Below are 19,250 nucleotides of genomic sequence, written 5' to 3' on the forward strand. Positions count from 1 at the left end.
GCTCAATCGGTGATGCCGGGCCCCTGCAGACGGCGCTCGTGCTCGAGTTCCGCCACTGACGGCCGGCAGTCGCCGGCGACCGCATCGGCAGGCACCAGCCACCAGCGGCGACGATTGGAAATGCCCGCCATCTCGGCCCGCGCACGATCGATGCAGGCCTGCATCGCATCCTCGTTCACCAGCAGCCAGCGTTGCTGCGGAACCAGCCGCTGCCAGCGCACGGCCGCCTGCAGCTGTTGATGCCAACGTGCTTCGAATCCAAAGGTGGCCGCCGGGCGATCGGCCATCAGCAGGTTCTGCTCTTTCCATGCCACCAGTCCCAGCTCGGCCTGCGGGCCGATGCGTGCACTCACTTCGCGCATCAGGCCACGGGCCGAGCTGGAGTCGTTCAACACCGGATAACCGACCAGGCTGTACAGCACCCAGACTCCTGCCAGGGTAGAGACCAGGGCAACGTGCCGACGCTGGCGCCCGCACACCCACAGGCTCAAGGCCGACCAGACCGCCATCGCCAGCGCCGCCCAGGCCAGCGAATCGGTGGCACCGGGAAGCAACCCGCGGCCATGGGTAAGGCGCACTTCGAAATCCGGATCACCCAGCAGCGCCAGCGCACCCACCAGCCCCAGCGCCAGTGCCAGCAACGCGGTGAATGCGCCCAGCACGCGCTGCACATCGCGCCGCCTCAGCAACCCGGGCAGCAACGGCGCCAACGCCAGGCAGAACATTGGCAATGCCGGCAGGATGTAGACGTCGCGCTTGCCGTGCGGAAGGGAGAAGAACAGCACGACCAGCAGCCACCAGGCCAACGGCAGCAGGTAGCGCGCATCGCGCCGGCGCAGCCGCCGGAACCAGGCCGGAAGCGCCCAGGGCAGCAGCAGGAACGCGGGAATCCACATCGACGGCATGATCGCCAGGAAGTACCACCACGGCTGGTGATGGTCCCAGGACTGCGTATAGCGCCGCGCGGTCTGCCGGAACAGGATGTCGTCCATGTAGGCGCGGTACGGCTCCGAACCGGTGGCAAAGCCTGCCAGCAGCATCGGCGCCAGCCACAGCGACACCGCCAGCAGGAAGGCCAACGGTGCCAGCCAGAAACGCAGGTCGCGCACGTGCAGGCGTACCCGCGGCCAGTGCAGCACGGATGCGACTGCCGCCGGCGCGATCATCATCAGCGCCAGCACGCCTACGCCCTTGGTGATCACACCGACGCCGGCAAAGAACCAGCCCAGCCACCACCAGTGCCAGGCCGGACCCAGCAGCAGATGGCGCAGCAGGCCGTAGTTGGCCAGGGTGATGAACAGCACCACCAGCGGATCGATCTGCGCCTTCTTCGCCTGGAAGGTGAAGTGCAGCGCGAACAGCAGTGCCCAGCCCGCGTACAGCCCCACCTGCCGCGTCCACAGGCGGCGGCCGAGATCGACCACGCACCACAGCGTGCCCAGCGCGGCCAGCAGCGAGGGCAGCAGGAACGCCACCCGCCAGTGGCCGACCAGGCTGTACATCGCCGCCTGCAACCACATCAGCATCGGCGGCTTGTCCGAATAGAGCTCGGGGCCGCGATGCGGGAACAACCAGTAGCCACTGTCGACCATCTGCTTGGCCACCAGCGCGAAACGTGGCTCATCCGAGGGCCACGGATCACGGAGGCCCAGGCCGGCCCCCAGCACCAGCAGGGCCATCACCACCAACAACCACGTCTGGCGCGACGCGTGGGCTTTCAGCATGGGACTCGAAACGGCAGCGGGGGTCAGGCTGCTTTTAACAGACGCGCGTAGAAGAAACCGTCAGCATCGTTTTCACCCGGCAGCCGCTGGCGCGCCACCCCTTCGCAATCCACGCCGAATGCATCGCCCAGCGGCTGCGCCACGGCATCCGGATGCCACTTCAGGAACGCGCGCACCTGATCGATGTTCTCGGCGCGCAGGATCGAACAGGTGGCATACAACAGCACGCCGCCCGGGCGCAGCATCGACCAGCAGGCTTCCAGCAGGCGCGCCTGCACGCCGACCAGTGCATCGATGTCTTCGGCGCGACGGTGGAACATCACATCCGGCTGGCGGCGGATCACGCCGGTCGCCGAGCACGGCGCATCAAGCAGGATCGCGTCGAACGGCACGCCATCCCACCAGGCGCCCGGATCACTGGCATCTGCCGCCAGGGTCTGCGCATGCTCGCCCACGCCGGTACGGGTGTAGGTATCGCGTGCACGGGCCAGGCGGCGCGCGTCGATATCCAGCGCCAGCAGGCGCAGGCTGGGGTCGCGCTCGAGCAGATGCGCCGACTTGCCGCCGGGTGCCGCACAAGCGTCCAGCACGCGGGCACCGGCCACCGGGGCCAGCGCATCGGCGGCACACTGCGCCGACAGGTCCTGCACCGAGATCGCGCCCTCGGCGAAGCCGGGCAGCTGATTCACGGCAACCGGAGAGGCCAGGCGCAACGCGTCGGCACTGAGCGGACTGGCTTCTGCGGCAATGCCGGCTTCGGCCAGCGCGGCCAGTGCCTTGTCACGACCGCCCTGCTGGCGGTTGGCGCGCAGCCACAGTGGCGCCGGTTGCAGGCTGGCGCTGAAGATCGCGTCGGCCTGTGCCGGCCAATCGCGTTCCACCGCATCGGCCAGCCATTCCGGGAAGGCATCGCGCGCTGGCTGCTCCGGGAAACCTTCGCGCTGCGCGCGGCGCAGGATCGCATTGACCAGGCCCGCCTGGCGCTCACGGCCCAGTGCACGCGCGGCATCGACGGTGGCCGACAGCGCCGCGTGCGCCGGCAGCTCCAGCACGTCCAGCTGGGCGAACCCGACCATCAGCAGCGTGCGCAGATCGGCATCACGCGCCGACAGCGGCTTCTGCATCCACGACTGCAGCGCCGCGTCATAGGTGCTGCGGCGGCGCAGGACGGCGAAACACAGGGCTTCCAGCAGCGCGCGGTCGCGGCTGTCGGCCAGCTTCGGCAGCGCCCAGGCCAGTTCGGCCTTCAGCGAACGGCCACGGGTGAACACCTGTGCCAGCACACGTGCGGCCAGCATGCGCGTGGCCGCGCCCGGCGCCGCCTTGGCGATGGAGAAATCGTTCTGCTTCGACACCGCTTATGCCCCCACGCGCAGATCGCGGCGGGCGTTGAGGTAGTCGGCCGCAGTAATCGCCTTGCCACCTTCCCGCTGCAGCACACGCAGGCGCAGGGCGCCCTGGCCACAGGCGATGTCGATGCCATCGCGGCTGGCCGCCAGCACCGTGCCCGGCGCCTGGCCGTGGGCCTCATCCAGCGCCACCGCGCCATGGATGCGCACCCGCTCGCCAGCCAGCGTCGCCTCGGCGATCGGCCACGGATTGAAGGCGCGCACGGTGCGTGCCAGCGCCCCTGCATCCAGCGCCCAGTCCAGACGGGCCTCGGCCTTGTCCAGCTTGTGCGCATAGGTCACGCCCTGCTCCGGCTGCGGCCGCGCGATCGGCTTGATGCCGGCCCGCAGCAGGCCCAGGCCGTCGGACAGCACCTGCGCGCCCAGTTCCGCCAGCTTGTCATGCAGCTGGCCACCGGTATCGGTGGCCGCGATCGGCAGCTCCTGGTGCAGCAGCACCGGGCCGGTATCCAGGCCGGCCTCCATCTGCATCAGGCAGACGCCGGTCTTTGCATCGCCGGCCTGGATCGCGCGCTGGATCGGCGCGGCACCGCGCCAGCGCGGCAGCAGCGAGGCATGCACGTTCCAGCAGCCGTGGGTCGGAATGGCCAGCACCGCCTTGGGCAGGATCAGGCCATAGGCCACCACCACCATCAGGTCCGGCTGCAGGTCGCGCAGCTGCTGCTGGGCGGCTTCATCCTTCAGCGATTCGGGCTGGTAGACCGGAATGCCACGGGCCACGGCTTCAAGCTTGACCGGCGACGGCGCCAGGCCACGGCCACGGCCGGCCGGACGATCAGGCTGGGTGTAGACGGCCACGACCTCATGGTGGCGCGCAGCCGCGCGCAGCGACGACACCGCGAATTCCGGCGTACCGGCAAAGACAATCCTCATGGCTACCCCACTTGCAGGATGGATTCGTGCAGGAAAGAAAACGGCGCCGTCGGCCGGCGCCGTACAGCCCGCGCGCGTCGCGCAGGCACGGGCCACCCGAAGGGCGGCCCGGATTGGCGATCACGCCACGTGCTTGCGCTGCTTGGCCAGCTTCTTGCGCACCATCTCGCGCTTGAGCGGCGACAGATAGTCGATGAACAGCTTGCCGTCCAGGTGATCCATCTCGTGCTGGATGCAGGTGGCCAGCACTTCGCCGGCTTCCAGCTGCTGTTCCTGGCCGTTGCGGTCCAGGTACTTCACGGTGATGGTATCGGCGCGGGTCACGTCGGCGAAGATGCCCGGAACCGACAGGCAACCCTCCTGGTACACCCGGCCTCCGTCCTTGGCGACGATTTCCGGGTTGATGAACACATGCGGTTCATTCTTTTCTTCGCTGACGTCGATGACCATGAAGCGCTTGTGCACGTCCACCTGGGTGGCGGCCAGGCCGATGCCCGGGGCGTCGTACATGGTCAGGAACATGTTGTCGATCAGTTCCTGGAAGGCCGGCGTGGTGACTTCGGCGGCTTCGATCAACGCAGCCTTGGTACGCAGGCGCGGATCGGGGAACTCGAGAATGGGGAGAAGGGCCATGGCTGTTTCCGGATAGGGGGCCGGCACGCCGGCATACGTCGCAGATTCTAGCTCCAACGCTTGCCTTGCGCCCCGGTTTCTGGACTATAGTGCGCGGACCTGTTGGGGAATCAGGGCTTCACACCTATGTTGCTTCGTTTTCGTACGGTCGTCGCCGCGGCGATGCTGACCGTGGCTGCCTATGCTACCGCCGTGGAAGTGAATGGCGGGCACCCGGACACCTATGTGGTCCGAAAAGGGGATACGTTGTGGGATATCGCCGCACGTTTCCTGCAGAAGCCGTGGCTGTGGCCGGAGATCTGGCAGGCCAATCCGCAGATCGCCAATCCGCACCTGATCTATCCCGGTGACGTGCTCAGCCTGGCCTATCTGGACCGGGTGACCGTCGCTGCCAAGCCCGGCCCGCGCCAGGAAGCCCCGATCGATGCCATTCCGCTGGCCCAGGTCGAGCCGTTCCTGAAGCAGCTGAGCGTGGTCGACAGCATCGAGCAGCTACCCTATGTGGCCGGCCTGGAAGAAGAACGCCTGCGCGTCACCAGCGGCAGTGCGGTCTACGTGCGCCTGGCCGACGCCCAGCTGGGCCAGCGCTGGGCCGTGGTCCGCCCGACCGTGCGCTACGCCCAGCCCAAGCCGACCGAGGACCTGACCGCCAACGGCGACGTCACCCCCGGCAGCGGCAACCTGTGGCGGGCCTACAACGCCCCCAACCACCGCCGCGGCATACTCGGCTATGAGCTGGCCCAGGTCGCCACCGGCACCATCACCCATGTCGCCGGCGGCAAGGTCGAGGCGTCCACCCTGGTGCTGGACAAGAACGAAGGCGGCCGCGAGGTGCGTGCCGGCGACCGCCTGGTCCCGGTCGAGGCCAAGCCGTACGACCTGCAGTTCGTCCCCCATGTCCCGGCCGCCGGTGTCGAGGGCGTCGATGTGCGCGTGCTGGCCGTCACCGACATGTTCACCGCCGCTGGCCCGCGCGATGTGATCGCGATTTCCGCAGGTCGCGCCCAGGGCGTGGACAACGGCACCGTGTTCTCGCTGTGGCGCCCGGGCCGCCACGTGGCGCACCGCATGAAGTACCCGACCTCGTCGCGCATGGACGATTCGCTCAGCACCGGCGCCGGCCGGGTTTCGCTGCCGGACGAATACGCCGCGCACGCCATGGTGTTCCGTACCTTCGACAACGTCAGCTACGCGCTGGTGATGCAGGGCGTGAAGCCGGTACGTGTGGGGTTCAACGCACTGCACCCGGACGCGAAGTAAGCAGTCCCGTGTTGCCCGGCCACTGCAGGTAGTGCCGGCCGCTGGCCGGCAGGCACCTCCGGCAAAACCTGACAGCCACATGCGAAGGCGCCCTAGGGCGCCTTTGTTGTATGCGCTCGATAGTGGGGAGATGACCAACCAAGCTGACGAGGCGCTGCTGCGCCTGTTGATGGCAGGCGGCGCGCTGGCGCCACGGCGGGCCCTGCTGCAGGCCGCAGGCAGCGTGGAGATTGCGATCGCGCAGGGCGCCGCGAACTGGCGCGCGCACGGCTGCACGCCCGAGCAGTGCGCCGCGCTGGAATGCCCGGACACCCGGGCCTGGGCCGTGGCACGGCGCTGGCTGGAAGACGACAACCAGCACCTGCTGGCCTTCACCGATCCGGCATTCCCCCCGCCCCTGCTGGATGTCCCGAACCCACCCCTGGCGCTGTTCATCGCCGGCGACCCCAGCCTGGCCTGGCGCCCGTCGGTGGCGCTGGTCGGCAGCCGCTCGCCGACGCCAGGCGGACGCGCCCTGGCCGCCCGGTTTGCCGGCTGCTTCGTCGAAGCCGGGCTGGCGGTGACCAGCGGCCTGGCGGCAGGCATCGACGCGGCCGCTCACCAGGCCACGTTGGACGCCGGGGGCTGCACCGTGGCGGTGATCGGCACCGGCCCGGACCGGGCTTACCCGGACAGCCACGCCAGGCTGCAGGCCCGGATCGCCGCCGAAGGCGCGGTGCTCAGCGAGTACCTGCCGGGCACACCGGCACGCCCCGGTCACTTTCCAGCCCGCAACCGCCTGGTGGCCGGGCTGGCGCTGGCGACGGTGGTGGTCGAGGCCGCCCAGCGCTCCGGCGCATTGATCACCGCACGCCTGGCCGCCGAGGCCGGCCGCGAGGTCTGTGCCCTGCCCGGTTCGGTACTCAACCCACGCGCCGCGGGCTGCCACCGGTTGATCCGCGAGGGTGCCGCACTGGTCGAGCGCCCGGAGGAGGTCCTTGAACTGCTGGCGCCCGCCCTTCGCCAGCAGCTGCCGGGCTTGCAATCACGGCTCGCCCCCCCCACTGAACAGGCACCGTCGGTACTCCTGCCGGCGCGCTGGGCCGACGACCCTGACTACCAGTGCTTGTGGCGGGCCCTGGACCACAACCCAAGCGGTATGGATTCACTGATCACGCGCTGTGGATTGACGGCGCCCCAGGTGTCCTCCATGCTGCTGGCCATGGAACTGGCGGGAATCGTGGTGTGCGTACACGGCCGCTACTGTCGAACTCCCTAGTTTCTTCACCTCCACAGCGTCGCGCGACGCAGGCCGAGGGGCAATGAAAGAGAGCATCCTGGACGTACTGCTGTACCTGTTTGAACACTATTTCAGCGAAGATGCGGACCTGATCCGTGACCGCGATTCGCTCCAGAACGGCCTGATCCAGGCCGGTTTCAGCCCAACCGAGATCAACAAGGCATTCGACTGGCTCGATGCCCTGGCCGCGCAGCGGCCGAGCGTGGCCCAGGCACGGGTCGATGGCCCCGTGCGCGTCTACCACGGCCCCGAGCTGGACAAGCTGGACGTGGAATGCCGTGGTTTCCTGCTGTACCTGGAACAGCACGGCATCCTCGACGCCGACCAGCGCGAGCTGGTGCTGGACCGGGCCATGGCCCTGGACCAGGACGAACTGGACCTGGACGACCTGAAGTGGGTCGTGCTGATGGTGCTGTTCAACCAGCCCGGCTCCGAGGCGGCGTACGCCTGGATGGAGACGCAGATGTTCATGGACGAGCCAGAACCCCTGCACTGACCGTACACTTGGGGGCATAGCGCATTCAGGAGCGTCCCCGTGAGCGAGTGGTTCCATGCAGAAGGCAACCGGCAGCAGGGTCCGCTGCCGGCGGAACAGTTGGTCGAGTTGTTCCGCAACAACCAGATCTCCCTGGACACCCTGGTCTGGCGCGACGGCCTGCCGCAATGGCAGCCGTTGCGCACCGTGGTCGACGAACTCGGCCTGATCGTGCCGGCGCTGGACGCTGCCGCACCGCCGGTGGAACCCGAGCCCGATCCGGAACCGGTGGCACCGCCTCCGCCGCAGCCGCCGGTACTGCCGCCGTCCACGCCCTACACCACCAGTGCATCGGCCACCGCCCTGCCGGCGCCGAAGAAGAAGCTGTCCGGCTGCGCCCTGACCGCCATCATCGGCGGCGGCCTGCTGCTGGTGCTGGTCCCGATCGTGGCCATCCTGGCTGCCATCGCGCTGCCCGCCTACAACGACTACACCGTGCGCGCCAAGGTCGCCGGCGCAGTGACCGCGCTGCAGCCGTTGAAGGACCAGGTGCAGCATTTCGCCGATGACGAAGGCCGTTGCCCCGGTGCCAACGACGCCGGCTTCCCGGCCCCGGGTGACTTCGCCCATGCAGGGCTGTCGGCGGTGAACATCGGTCGCTTCAACAATGGCCACTGCGGCATCGAAGCCACCCTGGCGTTGCCCGGCAAGAGCCTTGATGGCGACCTGCTGTGGCTGGAATACGATCGCGACAGCGGCCGCTGGGAATGCAGTGGCGAAAGCAACGACAAGTACCTGCCGCCGACGTGCCGCGGCTGAGCCACGCGCACGCCAGCACCTCCAAGGATGATTCAACAGGGAACATGCAATGACTGAGTGGTACTACGCCGAAGGACAGCAACGCCAGGGCCCGCTGCCGGTCCAGGAGATCCGCCAGCGCTTCCAGCGCGGCCAGCTGAACCTGGACACCCTGGTCTGGCGCGAAGGCATGGCGCAGTGGGCTGCGCTGAGCCAGGTGGTCGACGAACTGGGACTGCAGACACTGGCCGACGCCAGCACGGCCACCGGCAGTGGCGGCTTCGACCTGCGTGGCGACTATGCCGCCATCGACAACGGTACGGCGCCACTGCCTGGCACCGGCGCCCTCAGCAGTTCGCCCTACAGCGCCCCTGCGGCGCTCGGCGGCGGCGGCCATGCCCAGCCGGTGATGGGCGGCGAAGTGGTCTACGCGGGCTTCTGGAAGCGCGTGGCGGCCTACATGATCGACTACTTCGTGCTGGCCATCCCCGGCGGCATCATCGGCGCCATCCTCGGTGTGATGCTTGGTGCCAGCATGGGTGCGGTGGGCAGCGGCGAATCGGCCATCGAAATCGTGGCCCAGCTGGCCAGTGCCCTGATCAACCTGGCCATCGGCATGGCGTACTACACCTGGTTCCATGCCTCGCAGGGCGGTGCCACGCTGGGCAAGATGGCGGTCGGCATCAAGGTCGTGCGCAGCAATGGCGAGCGCCTGACCAAGGCCCGCGCATTTGGTCGCTACTGGGCCGCGGTGCTCAGCACCTTCACCCTCGGCATCGGTTTCCTGATGGCCGCCTTCACCGAGCGCAAGCAGAGCCTGCACGACATGATCTGCGACACCCTGGTGGTCGACCGCTGGGCCTACACCGACCAGCCGCAGCTGCAGCGCCGGGAGCTGGGCACGGTGACCGTGCTGGTGCTCGTACTGACCGGCCTGCTGTCGCTGGTGGGCCTGGCGCTCATGGTGTTCGCGGTTGGCTTCATCGCCAAGATGGCCTCATGAACGGCCATCCTCACGCCTGGCTGCTTGACATGGGCTGGCCGGGCGTGATTCCTCTAATAAGGTGAAACCTGAACGCCCGGCACATTACCGGGCGTTCAGTTTATGGATTTGCCCGTGGCCGCTTCACTAATGCGGCCGTTTGCTCCACCCTAGCGGCCCCTCTCCCCCGGTCCGCCCACAGACCTTTCCTGACATGCCCAAGCACCTGCTCATCGTCGAATCGCCGGCCAAGGCCAAGACGATCAACAAATACCTCGGCAAGGACTACACGGTCCTGGCCTCGTATGGGCACGTGCGCGACCTGATCCCGAAGGAAGGCGCAGTCGACCCGGACAACGGGTTCGCCATGCACTACGACGTGATCGACAAGAACGAAAAGCATGTCGATGCGATCGCCAAGGCCGCCAAGGGCGCCGACGACATCCTGCTGGCGACCGACCCGGATCGCGAGGGTGAAGCGATCAGCTGGCACATCGCCGAGATCCTGAAGGAACGCGGGCTGGTCAAGGACAAGCCGATGCAGCGCGTGGTGTTCACCGAGATCACCCCGCGCGCCATCAAGGAAGCGATCAGCCAGCCGCGCGCAATCGCCAGCGACCTGGTCGACGCCCAGCAGGCGCGCCGCGCGCTGGATTACCTGGTCGGGTTCAACCTGTCGCCGGTGCTGTGGCGCAAGGTCCAGCGCGGCCTGTCCGCCGGCCGCGTGCAGAGCCCGGCGCTGCGCATGATCGTCGAGCGCGAGGAAGAGATCGAAGCCTTCATCGCCCGCGAGTACTGGTCGATCGCCGCCGAGTGCGCGCACCCGTCGCAGCACTTCAACGCCAAGCTGATCAAGCTGGACGGGCAGAAGTTCGAGCAGTTCACCATCACCGATGGCGACACCGCTGAAGCGGCGCGGATGCGCATCCAGCAGGCCGCGCAGGGCTCGCTGCACGTCACCGACGTGGCCAGCAAGGAGCGCAAGCGCCGCCCGGCGCCGCCGTTCACCACCTCCACCCTGCAGCAGGAAGCCTCGCGCAAGCTCGGCTTCACCACCCGCAAGACCATGCAGGTGGCGCAGAAGCTGTATGAAGGCGTGGCGATTGGTGACGAAGGCACCGTCGGCCTGATCTCGTACATGCGTACCGACTCGGTGAACCTGTCGCAGGATGCGCTGGCCGAGATCCGCGACGTGATCGCCCGTGATTACGGCATCGCCTCGCTGCCGGACCAGCCCAACACCTACCAGACCAAGTCGAAGAACGCCCAGGAGGCGCACGAAGCGGTGCGCCCGACCTCGGCCCTGCGCACCCCGGCCCAGGTCGCCCGCTTCCTCACCGACGACGAGCGCCGCCTGTACGAACTGATCTGGAAGCGTGCAGTGGCCTGCCAGATGATTCCGGCCACGCTCAACACGGTCAGCGTCGACCTGTCGGCCGGCAGCGAACACGTGTTCCGTGCCAGCGGCACCACCGTGGTCGTGCCCGGCTTCCTGGCCGTGTACGAGGAAGGCAAGGACAACAAGAGTGCCGAGGACGAGGACGAAGGCCGCAAGCTGCCGGCGATGAAGCCCGGCGACCGCGTGCCGCTGGAACGCATCCAGGCCGAACAGCATTTCACCCAGCCGCCGCCGCGCTACACCGAAGCGGCGCTGGTGAAGGCGCTGGAAGAGTACGGCATCGGCCGTCCCTCGACCTACGCCTCGATCATCCAGACCCTGTTGTTCCGCAAGTACGTGGAAATGGAAGGCCGCAGCTTCCGCCCGTCCGATGTGGGTCGCGCGGTGTCCAAGTTCCTGTCCAGCCACTTCACCCGGTACGTGGATTACGACTTCACCGCCAAGCTTGAAGACGAGCTCGATGCCGTCTCGCGTGGCGAAGAAGACTGGATCCCGCTGATGGCCCGCTTCTGGGAACCGTTCAAGGAACTGGTCGAAGACAAGAAGGAATCGGTCGACCGCGCGGAGGCCAGTGGCGCGCGCGAGCTCGGCACCGACCCCAAGACCGGCAAGCCGGTCAGCGTGCGGCTGGGCCGCTTCGGGCCCTATGCCGCCATCGGCAGCACCGCCGAGGATGCCGAGGAGAAGCCGAAGTTCGCTTCGCTGCGCCCCGGCCAGTCGATGCACACCATTTCCCTGGAAGACGCGCTGGAGCTGTTCCTGATGCCGCGCGCACTGGGCGAGGACAACGGCGAGCCGGTCAGCGTCGGCATCGGCCGCTTCGGCCCGTTCGCCAAGCGCGGCAGCACCTATGCCTCGCTGAAGAAGGAGGACGACCCGTACACCATCGACCTGGCGCGCGCCGTGTTCCTGATCGAAGAGAAGGAAGAGATCGCGCGCAACCGGATCATCAAGGAGTTCGAGGGCAGCGACATCCAGGTGCTGAACGGCCGTTTCGGCCCGTATATCAGCGACGGCAGGATGAACGGCAAGATCCCCAAGGATCGCGAACCGGCCTCGCTGACCCTGGCCGAAGTGCAGCAGCTGATGGAAGAAACCGGCAAGCCGGTGCGCAAGGGCTTCGGCGCCAAGAAGGCTGCCGCGAAGAAGGCCCCGGCAAAGAAGGCCGCGGTGAAGAAGGAAGCGGCGCCGAAGAAGGCCGCTGCAAAGAAAGCGCCTGCCAAGAAGGCCCCGGCAAAGAAAGCGGTGAAGAAGGCTGCTGCGAAGAAAGCCCCGGCGAAGAAGGCCGCTGCAAAGAAGTAGATCCACGCCATGCGTAGATGAGGGGGGCGGACCAACGGTCCGCACCCACCATGAGCAGTCATTACCTACCGCTGATGCCGGCCAGCGGCCGGCACTACCGGGTGCCAGGGTCCACCCCTTCTGCACGCGGCAGGGGGATAATGAAGGCCCACGCCGGGCCGGTCGCCGCCATGAAAGAACTCACCCTGGACTCTGCTGTCGCCACGCTCCGCGCGGGCGGCGTGATCGCCTACCCGACCGAAGCGGTCTGGGGCTTGGGCTGTGATCCCTCGCACGAAGCTGCGGTGCACATGGTGCTGCGGCTGAAGCAGCGCCCGATCGAGAAAGGCATGATCCTGGTCGCGGCCGAACTGGCGCAGCTGGAAGGCTGGGTGCGGCTGCAGGCGCTGCCCGACGCCCGCCAGCGCGCGGTGCTGGCCAGCTGGCCCGGTGCCAACACCTGGATCCTGCCTGCCGGCCCGCGCGCGCAGCCCTGGGTCACCGGCGAACACAGCGGTATCGCGGTGCGCATCAGCGCGCACCCGCTGGTGGCCGAACTCTGCCGCGCCTGGGGCGGCCCGCTGGTCTCCACCAGCGCCAACCTGGCCGGCGAACCACCGGCACGCAGCCGCGAAGAACTGGACCCGCGCCTGCTGCGCCTGCTCGACGGCATCCTCGATGGGCAGACCGGCGGCCTGGCCCAGCCCACCCCGATCCGCGACGCGCTCAGCGGCAACGTGCTGCGCTCCTGAGCCGGCGATTGCGCTGCTGCGGACAATCACGCACCCTGCCGCCATGACCCTGCTGCGCACCACCTTGAGCCTGTGCCTGCTGCTGCCGTGGACGGCACCCGCGGCCGAGGACGTGCGTGTCTACCGCTGCGTTGCCAGCAACGGTGCCGTCGCCCTGCAGGACAGGCCGTGCAACAGCGGCCGCCAGCAGGTGCGCGACCTGCAGCGCCCGCGCGATCCCGCTCCACGGGTGGTGCGCAGTGATGCCACGCCTCCGCCGCCCAGCGAAACCCCGGTCATCCGCGAGCGTGAAGTCCGCCACGTCTACATCCAGCCGCCGCAGCCGATGTACGAGTGCGTGAGCGAGGACGGCCAGCGCTATACCAGCGACAACAACGAGGGCAATCCGCGCTGGGTGCCGTTGTGGACCAGCGTCTGGCTGCCACACGGTCATCGTGGTCCGGCCTACCCCGGACCACGCCCGGCCATCGGCACGCCGATCAGCGAAGGCACAGGTTATCGCCCCCCTTCGATCGGCATGGGCGTGCAGGTGCCGGCCGGCAGCGTGCTGGTCCGCGACAGCTGCCATGCGTTGCCACCACAGGAAGTCTGCGCACGGCTGAGTGACCGCCGCTGGGAGCTGGATCGCCGTTACAACAGCGCGCTGCAGAGTGAACGCACCGCCATCAGCAACGAACAGCGCGGTATCGATGCGCGCCTGTCGCGCGATTGCGAACGCTGAGCGCAGCACGCCGTCGCAGCCTGTACGCTGTGCGCATGAACCGAGTGATCTGGCTGCTCCTGGTGCTGCTGCCCGGAAGCGCGTTGGCCGAAGAGGGCGTGATCTACCGCTGTACCTCCAGCAGCAGTGACGTCCCTACCCTGCAGCGCACGCCGTGCGCCACCGGCAGCAAGCAGCAGGTGCTGCGCATCCCCGACCCGGCCAACTCGCAGCCGGCCGCCGCTGCGCCTGTAGCCGCCGAACCTGCATCCGCGCCCGTTGAAACACCCGCGCCGGTGCCGTCCGGACCGGCCGTTGCCCCTGCGGCCCCAGCAGAACCACGACGCGCGGACGAAGGACGCACGATCATGGAAGCAGGCATGGTCGAACACGCAGGAGACGACCAGATCCTCGACAGCGCGACGCTGCGCCGCGATGCCGAGGCCCGCGCCGCCGCAGGTGACGGTCCACCGAAGCCGCCGCTTCCTCCGATCTTCCAGTGCACCGACAGCCAGGGCGGCGGCTACCTGTACGAGTACGAAGCCGCGCCCGGCCGCTGCGAGCTGATGACGGTACAGGGCCTTGGCGGAGTGACGCCGGTGAATGCCGCCAGCTGTGAAGTGGTGCGCGACCACTGCGAAGCGCTTCCCGAAGCGCAGCGCTGCGGTGGTTGGCAGCAGCGCTTCCGCGATGCCCGCGGCCGTGAGCGCTTCGCCGCGCCGGAGAACCGCGATACCGCGCGCGGTGAACGCGAACGGCTGCAGGGCGTGCTGGAGGCCAGCAACTGCCCGGTACCAGGGTGAGACCCACCGGTAGTGCCGGCCGCTGGCCGGCAACCACAGGATCTTCAGATGGTTGCAGTTGCCGGCCAGCGGCCGGCACTACCTGCTGAAAGATCAGAACCCGTAGCGCAGGAAACCGCCGTCCACCGCGATGCACTCGCCGGTCACATAGCTGGCCGCCGGCAGGCACAGGAAGCCCACGGCTGCGGCCACTTCCTCCGGCTCGCCGATACGACGCATCGGCGTGCGGTTGATCACTTCCTCGTAGTAGTCCGGGTCCGCCAACGGACCGGACGTGCGCCGCGTGCGGATGTACCACGGCGCCACCGCGTTGACCCGGATGCCATCCTCGGCCCACTCGACGGCCAGGTTGCGGGTCATCTGATGCATCGCCGCCTTGGTCATGCCGTAGACCACGCCGCTGCGCACATGGGTCAGGCCGGACACGCTGCCGACGTTGACGATGGATGACGACGCGTGGCGTGCCAGCAACGGATGTGCATAGCGCGACAGCTCGAAGGCCGAGAACAGGTTGGTCTCGAAGATCTTCCGCCATTCGTCCTCGGAATACTCCGTGGCCGCCTTGGTGACGTTGCCGCCGGCGTTGTTGACCAGGATGTGCAGGCCATCGCTATGGTCCTCCACCCAGTCCAGGATCTGGCGGCGGTCCTCGTCGTCGGAGACATCGGCGGCCAGCGCATGCACCTGCATCTGCGGATACACGTCCAGCAGTTCGTCGCGCGCGGTCTCCAGCATGTCGATATCACGGCCGACGATCATCAGATCGGCGCCGAAGCCAGCCAGTTCATGCGCGATGGCCAGGCCGATGCCGGCGCTGGCGCCGGTGATCAGGGCGGTCTGGCCGTCCAGGCGCCACCGTTGCTGGGTCATGTGTTCTCCCGGGCCGCGCCCGCTGTGTTTCGATGCGGCAAGGATACGCGCTCACGGCCGCCCCCTGCCGAGGATGCGACACTGCCCGCACGCCCATCACGGAGTGCCGCCATGCGCATCCTGATCCTGTCCACGTCCCTGCTGGCCACCGCGCTACTGGCGGGCTGCCAGCGCCCACCGGCGCCGAACCCGGAAAAGCCACCGGTGCCCCGGGCGATGTCGCGCGCAATCAACGAACCGCTGGACCGCGCCAAGGGCGTGCAGAAGACCGTGGACGATGCCGCCGCGCGTGAGCGCAAGGCCGAGGCCGACGCGACGCAGTAACCCCGCAGACGAAAACGCCCGGCCGAGGCCGGGCGCTTCCAGTAGATCCACGCCGTGCGTGGATGGCTTCCGATCAGAACCCGCAGAAGCAGTACGCCAGCGCCTTCACCGGCGTGCCGTTGCCCTTCTCGCGGGCCGCGTTCTCGACAAAGCGCAGCTGCGTATCCACTTCCGGCATCGTGCGCGCCAGCACCATCCGCGCCATGCCCGAGTCGGACAGCATCCAGGCACCTGCACGGCTGCCGGCGAAACCGCTGACGAACTGCGCGAACGGCGTTGCCGCCTTCTCGATGTAACGCACGCGGTAGGCATCAGCCTTGCCCAGCTTGGCGCGGCTGGCGGCATCGGCCACCGCATCCTTCAGGCCACCGAAGGCATCGACCAGGCCACGTTCCTTGGCCTGCGCACCGCTCCACACGCGTCCACGGGCCACTTCGTCGACGGCCTCGACCGGCTTCTTGCGGGCGTCGGCGACGCGACCGGTGAAGTCGGCGTAACCCTTGTTGATCACCGACTGGATGACCTGGCCCACGGCCGGATCCATCGGGCGGGTGACATCGAACGCACCGGCGAAACGGGTGGTGCCGACACCGTCGGTGTGCACGCCGATCTTGTCCAGCGCGCGGCTGAAGTTCGGCACCATGCCGAAGATGCCGATCGAACCGGTGATGGTCGACGGATCGGCATAGATGCGATCGGCATTCATGCTGATCCAGTAGCCACCGGAGGCGGCCAGGTCGCCCATCGACACCACCACCGGCTTGCCGGCGGCCTGCAGGGCCACCACTTCGCGGCGGATCTGCTCGGAGGCGAACACTTCACCACCCGGCGAATCCACGCGCAGCACCACGGCCTTCACGTTCTCGTCGTCACGCGCGGCACGCAGCAGCGCCGAGGTCGATTCGCCACCGATGCGGCCGGCCGGCAGGTCGCCACCGCTGATTTCGCCGGCAGCCACCACCACCGCCACCTGCGGACGGCTGTCGACCGGGTTGCGGCGCGCATCGAGCTGGCCCAGGTAGGAGCCGAAGTCGATGTTGCGGAAACCACCGTCGGCATCGTCGTCAGCCACGCCGCGCTCGATCATCAGATCCTCGAATTCCTCGCGGGTCTTCAGCGACGTCACCAGCTTCTGCTGCAGGGCGAACTTGGCCAGGTCACCACCGGCAGCGGCGATGCCTTCCGGCAGCGTGTCGATGCCGGCGGCCAGCTGTGCCGGATCCAGGCGACGGGCCTTGGCGATGTCGCCCAGGTAGCGCTGCCACACGTCGTTCATCCAGAACAGGTCGGCTTCCTTGGAGGCCGGCGAAGCGGCGTCGAGCACGTAGGGTTCGGCGGCGGACTTGTACTCGCCCACCTTGAACAGGTGCACGTCCACACCCAGCTTGTCCTGCAGGCCGGTGCGGAAGTACTGGCGATAGCGGCCCAGGCCCTCGAGCACCACCGACCCCATCGGGTCCAGGTAGACCTCGTCGGCCTGTGCGGCCAGCAGGTACTGCGACTGGCCCATGCTCTCGCTGTAGGCCACCAGCTGCTTGCCGGACGCACGCAGGTCCTGCAGTGCCGCGGCCACTTCACGCAGCGAAGCGAAGCCCGACGGCTGCAGCTTGTCCAGCTCCAGCACCACGCGCTCGATCTTCTTGTCTTCCTTGGCCGACTCGATCACCCGCAGCAGGTCGCGCAGCTGGATCTCTTCGGCACCGTTGTCGCCCACCGCCTTGGCCAGCGCGCGGCTGACCGGGTCAGCGCTGAACTGCTCGACCAGGCGGCCTTCCGGCGCGATCACCAGGGTAGTACGGTCCTGCAGCGATTTGCTGGCACCGGCGCCCATGCCGGCGGCGATGACGAACATCACCAGCAGCAGGAACAGCAGGCCGAAGAACACCAGGTTGAGGATCAACCGGCGGGTGAAGTTCATGACGTCCCACAGCCCGATGAAGAAACTGGCGACGGGGTTGCGACGCGCCGGGGGCAGCGGGGGCACGGGTTGATTCATGGAACGCTCCGGATGGCTTCTTGCCGTGGTGCCAGCATAGCCGGTGCCGTGTGATGCGGCATCGGACACAAGTCAGGGGATCGCCCGCCATGGGTCGGCAGGGCGGGCGGGACGATCAGGACAACATCGATTGGCCGATGCGCAGGCTGCTGCGACGCAGGCGCCAGCCCATCAGGATGGCGGCGGCGGTCAGGCCGACGATCAGGCCGATCCACATGCCCTGCGGGCCCATGCCCAGGCCCAGGCCGAGCCCGGCGCCGAGCGGCATGCCCAGGCCCCAGTACGCGAACATGGCGATGAACATCGGCACGCGGGTGTCCTTCAGCCCGCGCAGCGCGCCGGCCGACAGCACCTGGATGCCATCCGGGAACTGGAAGGTGGCCGCGTACAGCAGCAGGGTGGAGGCCAGGCCGGCCACCGCCAGGTCGTTGGTGTAGACACCGACGATGGCGTCATGGCCGAACAGCAGCACCGCTGCCGACAACGTCTGCGTACCCATGATGATCGCGTAGCCGGCCCAGGCCGCGCGCCGCACGCCGAAGCCATCGCCACGGCCGACCGCATGCCCGACGCGCACGGTGGTGGCCTCGGCCACGCCCATCGGGATCATGAAGCACAGCTGGGCGACGTTGATCGCAATCTGGTGCGCGGCCGCTTCATTGGCACCAAGGCGGCCGATCAGCAGCGCGGTAACGATGAACAGGCCGCCCTCCATCAGCACGGTGATGCCGATCGGCAGGCCAGTGCGCAGCAGGTCCCAGATCGCCTTCCAGCGCGGTCCTTCGAAGTGCGAGAACAGCTGCAGGTGGGCAAAGCGCTTGGTGAACCACAGGTAGGTGGCGAAGGCGATCGCCTGCAGCCACATCATCACCGCCGAAGCGATGCCCAGGCCCTCGGCGCCCATTTCCGGGAAGCCGAGCTTGCCGTTGGCCAGCACGTAGCCCATCGGTGCCAGCACCAGCAGGCCACCGAAGCCGAGCAGCATGGTCGGCAGCGTCCAGTGCATGCCCTCGCTGAGATAGCGCATGCAGAAGTACAGGGTCAGCGCAGGTCCGCCCCAGCGCACCGCATGCAGGAACGCGGTGGCCCCCGGCACGATGTCCGGTGCGATGCCGAACGCAGGCAGCAGCGGCGGCACCACGGTGAGGAAGGTGAACATGATCAGGCCCAGGCCCAGCGCCAGCCACAGTGCCTGGCGGAACAGCGGGCCGATCTCGCGCTCGCGGCCGGCGCCATGCAGCTGCGACACCGAGGCGGTGAGCGAGATCAGGGTGCCGATCGGGATCAGCATCGGCAGCCACAGCAGGGCGGTGCCGATGGTCACCGCGGCCAGGGTCGCCGTGGCGTGGTGGCCGGCAATGACGTTGTCGACGAAGGAGATCAGACCGGTGGACACATGCCCGAGCACAAGCGGCAGGGCGAGCAGACCGGTAGCGCCGACTTCCTTGCTGAAGCGCGGCGTGGAGGTTGCAGTAGACATAAGGTGCTTGACGCGAACTACGGTTGCGCGCGAAGGGCACAGGCACCGGGTTGCGGGCCGCCATCTTACGCGTGCAGCGCGCGCATTCCCATGACATGGCGTGAATGCTGGGTTCCGGCAGGCCCCGGCATCACGCGTTGCGATCGCGTTACGAACAGAAAAAGGGGACGGAGGGGATTAAGTCGTTTCAAGCCCGACTGTGCCGAATACGA

At 68.0% G+C, this 19,250-nt stretch carries 17 protein-coding genes; 10 read left to right on the top strand and 7 right to left on the bottom strand.

All coding sequences use genetic code 11. From position 1 onward, the window contains the following. Positions 1–2: 2 nt before the first annotated feature. The 4 genes from N7573_RS03390 to def form a co-directional block, all read right to left on the bottom strand. Positions 3–1,724 carry a glycosyltransferase family 39 protein gene (locus tag N7573_RS03390; RefSeq protein WP_279912497.1) on the bottom strand — a complete coding sequence of 574 codons (1,722 nt, stop codon included), beginning with the start codon at positions 1,722–1,724 and terminating at the stop codon, positions 3–5. A 23-nt stretch (positions 1,725–1,747) separates the two neighbouring features. Beyond that, the gene (rsmB, locus tag N7573_RS03395) at positions 1,748–3,079 is read right to left on the bottom strand and encodes a 16S rRNA (cytosine(967)-C(5))-methyltransferase RsmB (RefSeq protein WP_279912496.1); all 1,332 of its coding nucleotides are present in this window, start codon (positions 3,077–3,079) and stop codon (positions 1,748–1,750) included. A 3-nt stretch (positions 3,080–3,082) separates the two neighbouring features. Continuing rightward, positions 3,083–4,006 carry a methionyl-tRNA formyltransferase gene (gene fmt / locus N7573_RS03400; protein ID WP_032128555.1) on the bottom strand — a complete coding sequence of 308 codons (924 nt, stop codon included), beginning with the start codon at positions 4,004–4,006 and terminating at the stop codon, positions 3,083–3,085. Positions 4,007–4,126: 120 nt separating this feature from the next. Further along, positions 4,127–4,639 carry a peptide deformylase gene (gene def / locus N7573_RS03405; RefSeq protein WP_008267110.1) on the bottom strand — a complete coding sequence of 171 codons (513 nt, stop codon included), beginning with the start codon at positions 4,637–4,639 and terminating at the stop codon, positions 4,127–4,129. 126 nt (positions 4,640–4,765) lie between these two features. Here def and N7573_RS03410 point away from each other — a divergent pair, with 126 nt between their 5' ends. The 9 genes from N7573_RS03410 (at position 4,766) to N7573_RS03450 (ending at position 14,368) form a co-directional block, all read left to right on the top strand. Continuing rightward, positions 4,766–5,899 (top strand): LysM peptidoglycan-binding domain-containing protein, encoded by a 1,134-nt coding sequence (locus N7573_RS03410; protein ID WP_032128553.1) that lies wholly within the window; start codon positions 4,766–4,768, stop codon positions 5,897–5,899. Positions 5,900–6,029: 130 nt separating this feature from the next. Continuing rightward, complete coding sequence (dprA, locus tag N7573_RS03415; protein WP_279912495.1) at positions 6,030–7,157, top strand: DNA-processing protein DprA; 1,128 nt, start codon at positions 6,030–6,032, stop codon at positions 7,155–7,157. Between the two features lie 43 nt (positions 7,158–7,200). Further along, positions 7,201–7,674 (top strand): DUF494 family protein, encoded by a 474-nt coding sequence (locus N7573_RS03420; RefSeq protein WP_005411195.1) that lies wholly within the window; start codon positions 7,201–7,203, stop codon positions 7,672–7,674. 39 nt (positions 7,675–7,713) lie between these two features. After that, on the top strand, positions 7,714–8,472 hold the full coding sequence (locus tag N7573_RS03425) for a pilin (protein WP_049423390.1): 759 nt from the start codon (positions 7,714–7,716) through the stop codon (positions 8,470–8,472). Positions 8,473–8,521: 49 nt separating this feature from the next. Next, the gene (locus tag N7573_RS03430) at positions 8,522–9,454 is read left to right on the top strand and encodes an RDD family protein (RefSeq protein ID WP_279912494.1); all 933 of its coding nucleotides are present in this window, start codon (positions 8,522–8,524) and stop codon (positions 9,452–9,454) included. Positions 9,455–9,647: 193 nt separating this feature from the next. Then, a complete protein-coding gene (locus N7573_RS03435; RefSeq protein ID WP_279912493.1) occupies positions 9,648–12,134 on the top strand; it encodes a DNA topoisomerase I in 2,487 nt (828 codons plus the stop codon). A gap of 140 nt (positions 12,135–12,274) precedes the next feature. Further along, positions 12,275–12,865: a Sua5/YciO/YrdC/YwlC family protein gene (locus N7573_RS03440; protein WP_019338925.1), complete on the top strand. Its 591-nt coding sequence runs from the start codon at positions 12,275–12,277 to the stop codon at positions 12,863–12,865. 43 nt (positions 12,866–12,908) lie between these two features. Continuing rightward, the gene (locus tag N7573_RS03445) at positions 12,909–13,586 is read left to right on the top strand and encodes a DUF4124 domain-containing protein (protein WP_279943076.1); all 678 of its coding nucleotides are present in this window, start codon (positions 12,909–12,911) and stop codon (positions 13,584–13,586) included. A 35-nt stretch (positions 13,587–13,621) separates the two neighbouring features. Next, on the top strand, positions 13,622–14,368 hold the full coding sequence (locus N7573_RS03450) for a hypothetical protein (protein WP_121504299.1): 747 nt from the start codon (positions 13,622–13,624) through the stop codon (positions 14,366–14,368). A gap of 93 nt (positions 14,369–14,461) precedes the next feature. Here the strand turns inward: N7573_RS03450 and N7573_RS03455 are convergent, their stop codons facing one another. Then, complete coding sequence (locus N7573_RS03455; protein WP_010481164.1) at positions 14,462–15,238, bottom strand: SDR family oxidoreductase; 777 nt, start codon at positions 15,236–15,238, stop codon at positions 14,462–14,464. A 111-nt stretch (positions 15,239–15,349) separates the two neighbouring features. Here N7573_RS03455 and N7573_RS03460 point away from each other — a divergent pair, with 111 nt between their 5' ends. Then, the gene (locus N7573_RS03460; protein WP_049400999.1) at positions 15,350–15,562 is read left to right on the top strand and encodes a hypothetical protein; all 213 of its coding nucleotides are present in this window, start codon (positions 15,350–15,352) and stop codon (positions 15,560–15,562) included. 73 nt (positions 15,563–15,635) lie between these two features. On the opposite strand, the gene sppA is transcribed toward N7573_RS03460, so the two are convergent. After that, a complete protein-coding gene (sppA, locus tag N7573_RS03465; protein WP_049400998.1) occupies positions 15,636–17,558 on the bottom strand; it encodes a signal peptide peptidase SppA in 1,923 nt (640 codons plus the stop codon). Between the two features lie 115 nt (positions 17,559–17,673). Beyond that, positions 17,674–19,038 (bottom strand): MATE family efflux transporter, encoded by a 1,365-nt coding sequence (locus N7573_RS03470; RefSeq protein WP_032129679.1) that lies wholly within the window; start codon positions 19,036–19,038, stop codon positions 17,674–17,676. Positions 19,039–19,250: the final 212 nt, after the last annotated feature.

Origin of the sequence: Stenotrophomonas sp. GD04054, from assembly GCF_029836955.1 — a bacterium.
GTDB classification, from domain to species: Bacteria; Pseudomonadota; Gammaproteobacteria; order Xanthomonadales; family Xanthomonadaceae; genus Stenotrophomonas; species Stenotrophomonas maltophilia_A.

Coding starts and splice junctions, on each gene's coding strand:
- dprA (WP_279912495.1), top strand. CDS start 6,030: ATGACCAACCAAGCTGACGAGGCGCTGCTGCGCCTGTTGATGGCAGGC.
- sppA (WP_049400998.1), bottom strand. CDS start 17,558: ATGAATCAACCCGTGCCCCCGCTGCCCCCGGCGCGTCGCAACCCCGTC.
- N7573_RS03445 (WP_279943076.1), top strand. CDS start 12,909: ATGACCCTGCTGCGCACCACCTTGAGCCTGTGCCTGCTGCTGCCGTGG.
- N7573_RS03470 (WP_032129679.1), bottom strand. CDS start 19,038: ATGTCTACTGCAACCTCCACGCCGCGCTTCAGCAAGGAAGTCGGCGCT.
- fmt (WP_032128555.1), bottom strand. CDS start 4,006: ATGAGGATTGTCTTTGCCGGTACGCCGGAATTCGCGGTGTCGTCGCTG.
- N7573_RS03440 (WP_019338925.1), top strand. CDS start 12,275: ATGAAGGCCCACGCCGGGCCGGTCGCCGCCATGAAAGAACTCACCCTG.
- N7573_RS03420 (WP_005411195.1), top strand. CDS start 7,201: ATGAAAGAGAGCATCCTGGACGTACTGCTGTACCTGTTTGAACACTAT.
- N7573_RS03460 (WP_049400999.1), top strand. CDS start 15,350: ATGCGCATCCTGATCCTGTCCACGTCCCTGCTGGCCACCGCGCTACTG.
- N7573_RS03450 (WP_121504299.1), top strand. CDS start 13,622: ATGAACCGAGTGATCTGGCTGCTCCTGGTGCTGCTGCCCGGAAGCGCG.
- N7573_RS03390 (WP_279912497.1), bottom strand. CDS start 1,724: ATGCTGAAAGCCCACGCGTCGCGCCAGACGTGGTTGTTGGTGGTGATG.
- N7573_RS03455 (WP_010481164.1), bottom strand. CDS start 15,238: ATGACCCAGCAACGGTGGCGCCTGGACGGCCAGACCGCCCTGATCACC.
- def (WP_008267110.1), bottom strand. CDS start 4,639: ATGGCCCTTCTCCCCATTCTCGAGTTCCCCGATCCGCGCCTGCGTACC.
- N7573_RS03435 (WP_279912493.1), top strand. CDS start 9,648: ATGCCCAAGCACCTGCTCATCGTCGAATCGCCGGCCAAGGCCAAGACG.
- N7573_RS03430 (WP_279912494.1), top strand. CDS start 8,522: ATGACTGAGTGGTACTACGCCGAAGGACAGCAACGCCAGGGCCCGCTG.
- N7573_RS03410 (WP_032128553.1), top strand. CDS start 4,766: ATGTTGCTTCGTTTTCGTACGGTCGTCGCCGCGGCGATGCTGACCGTG.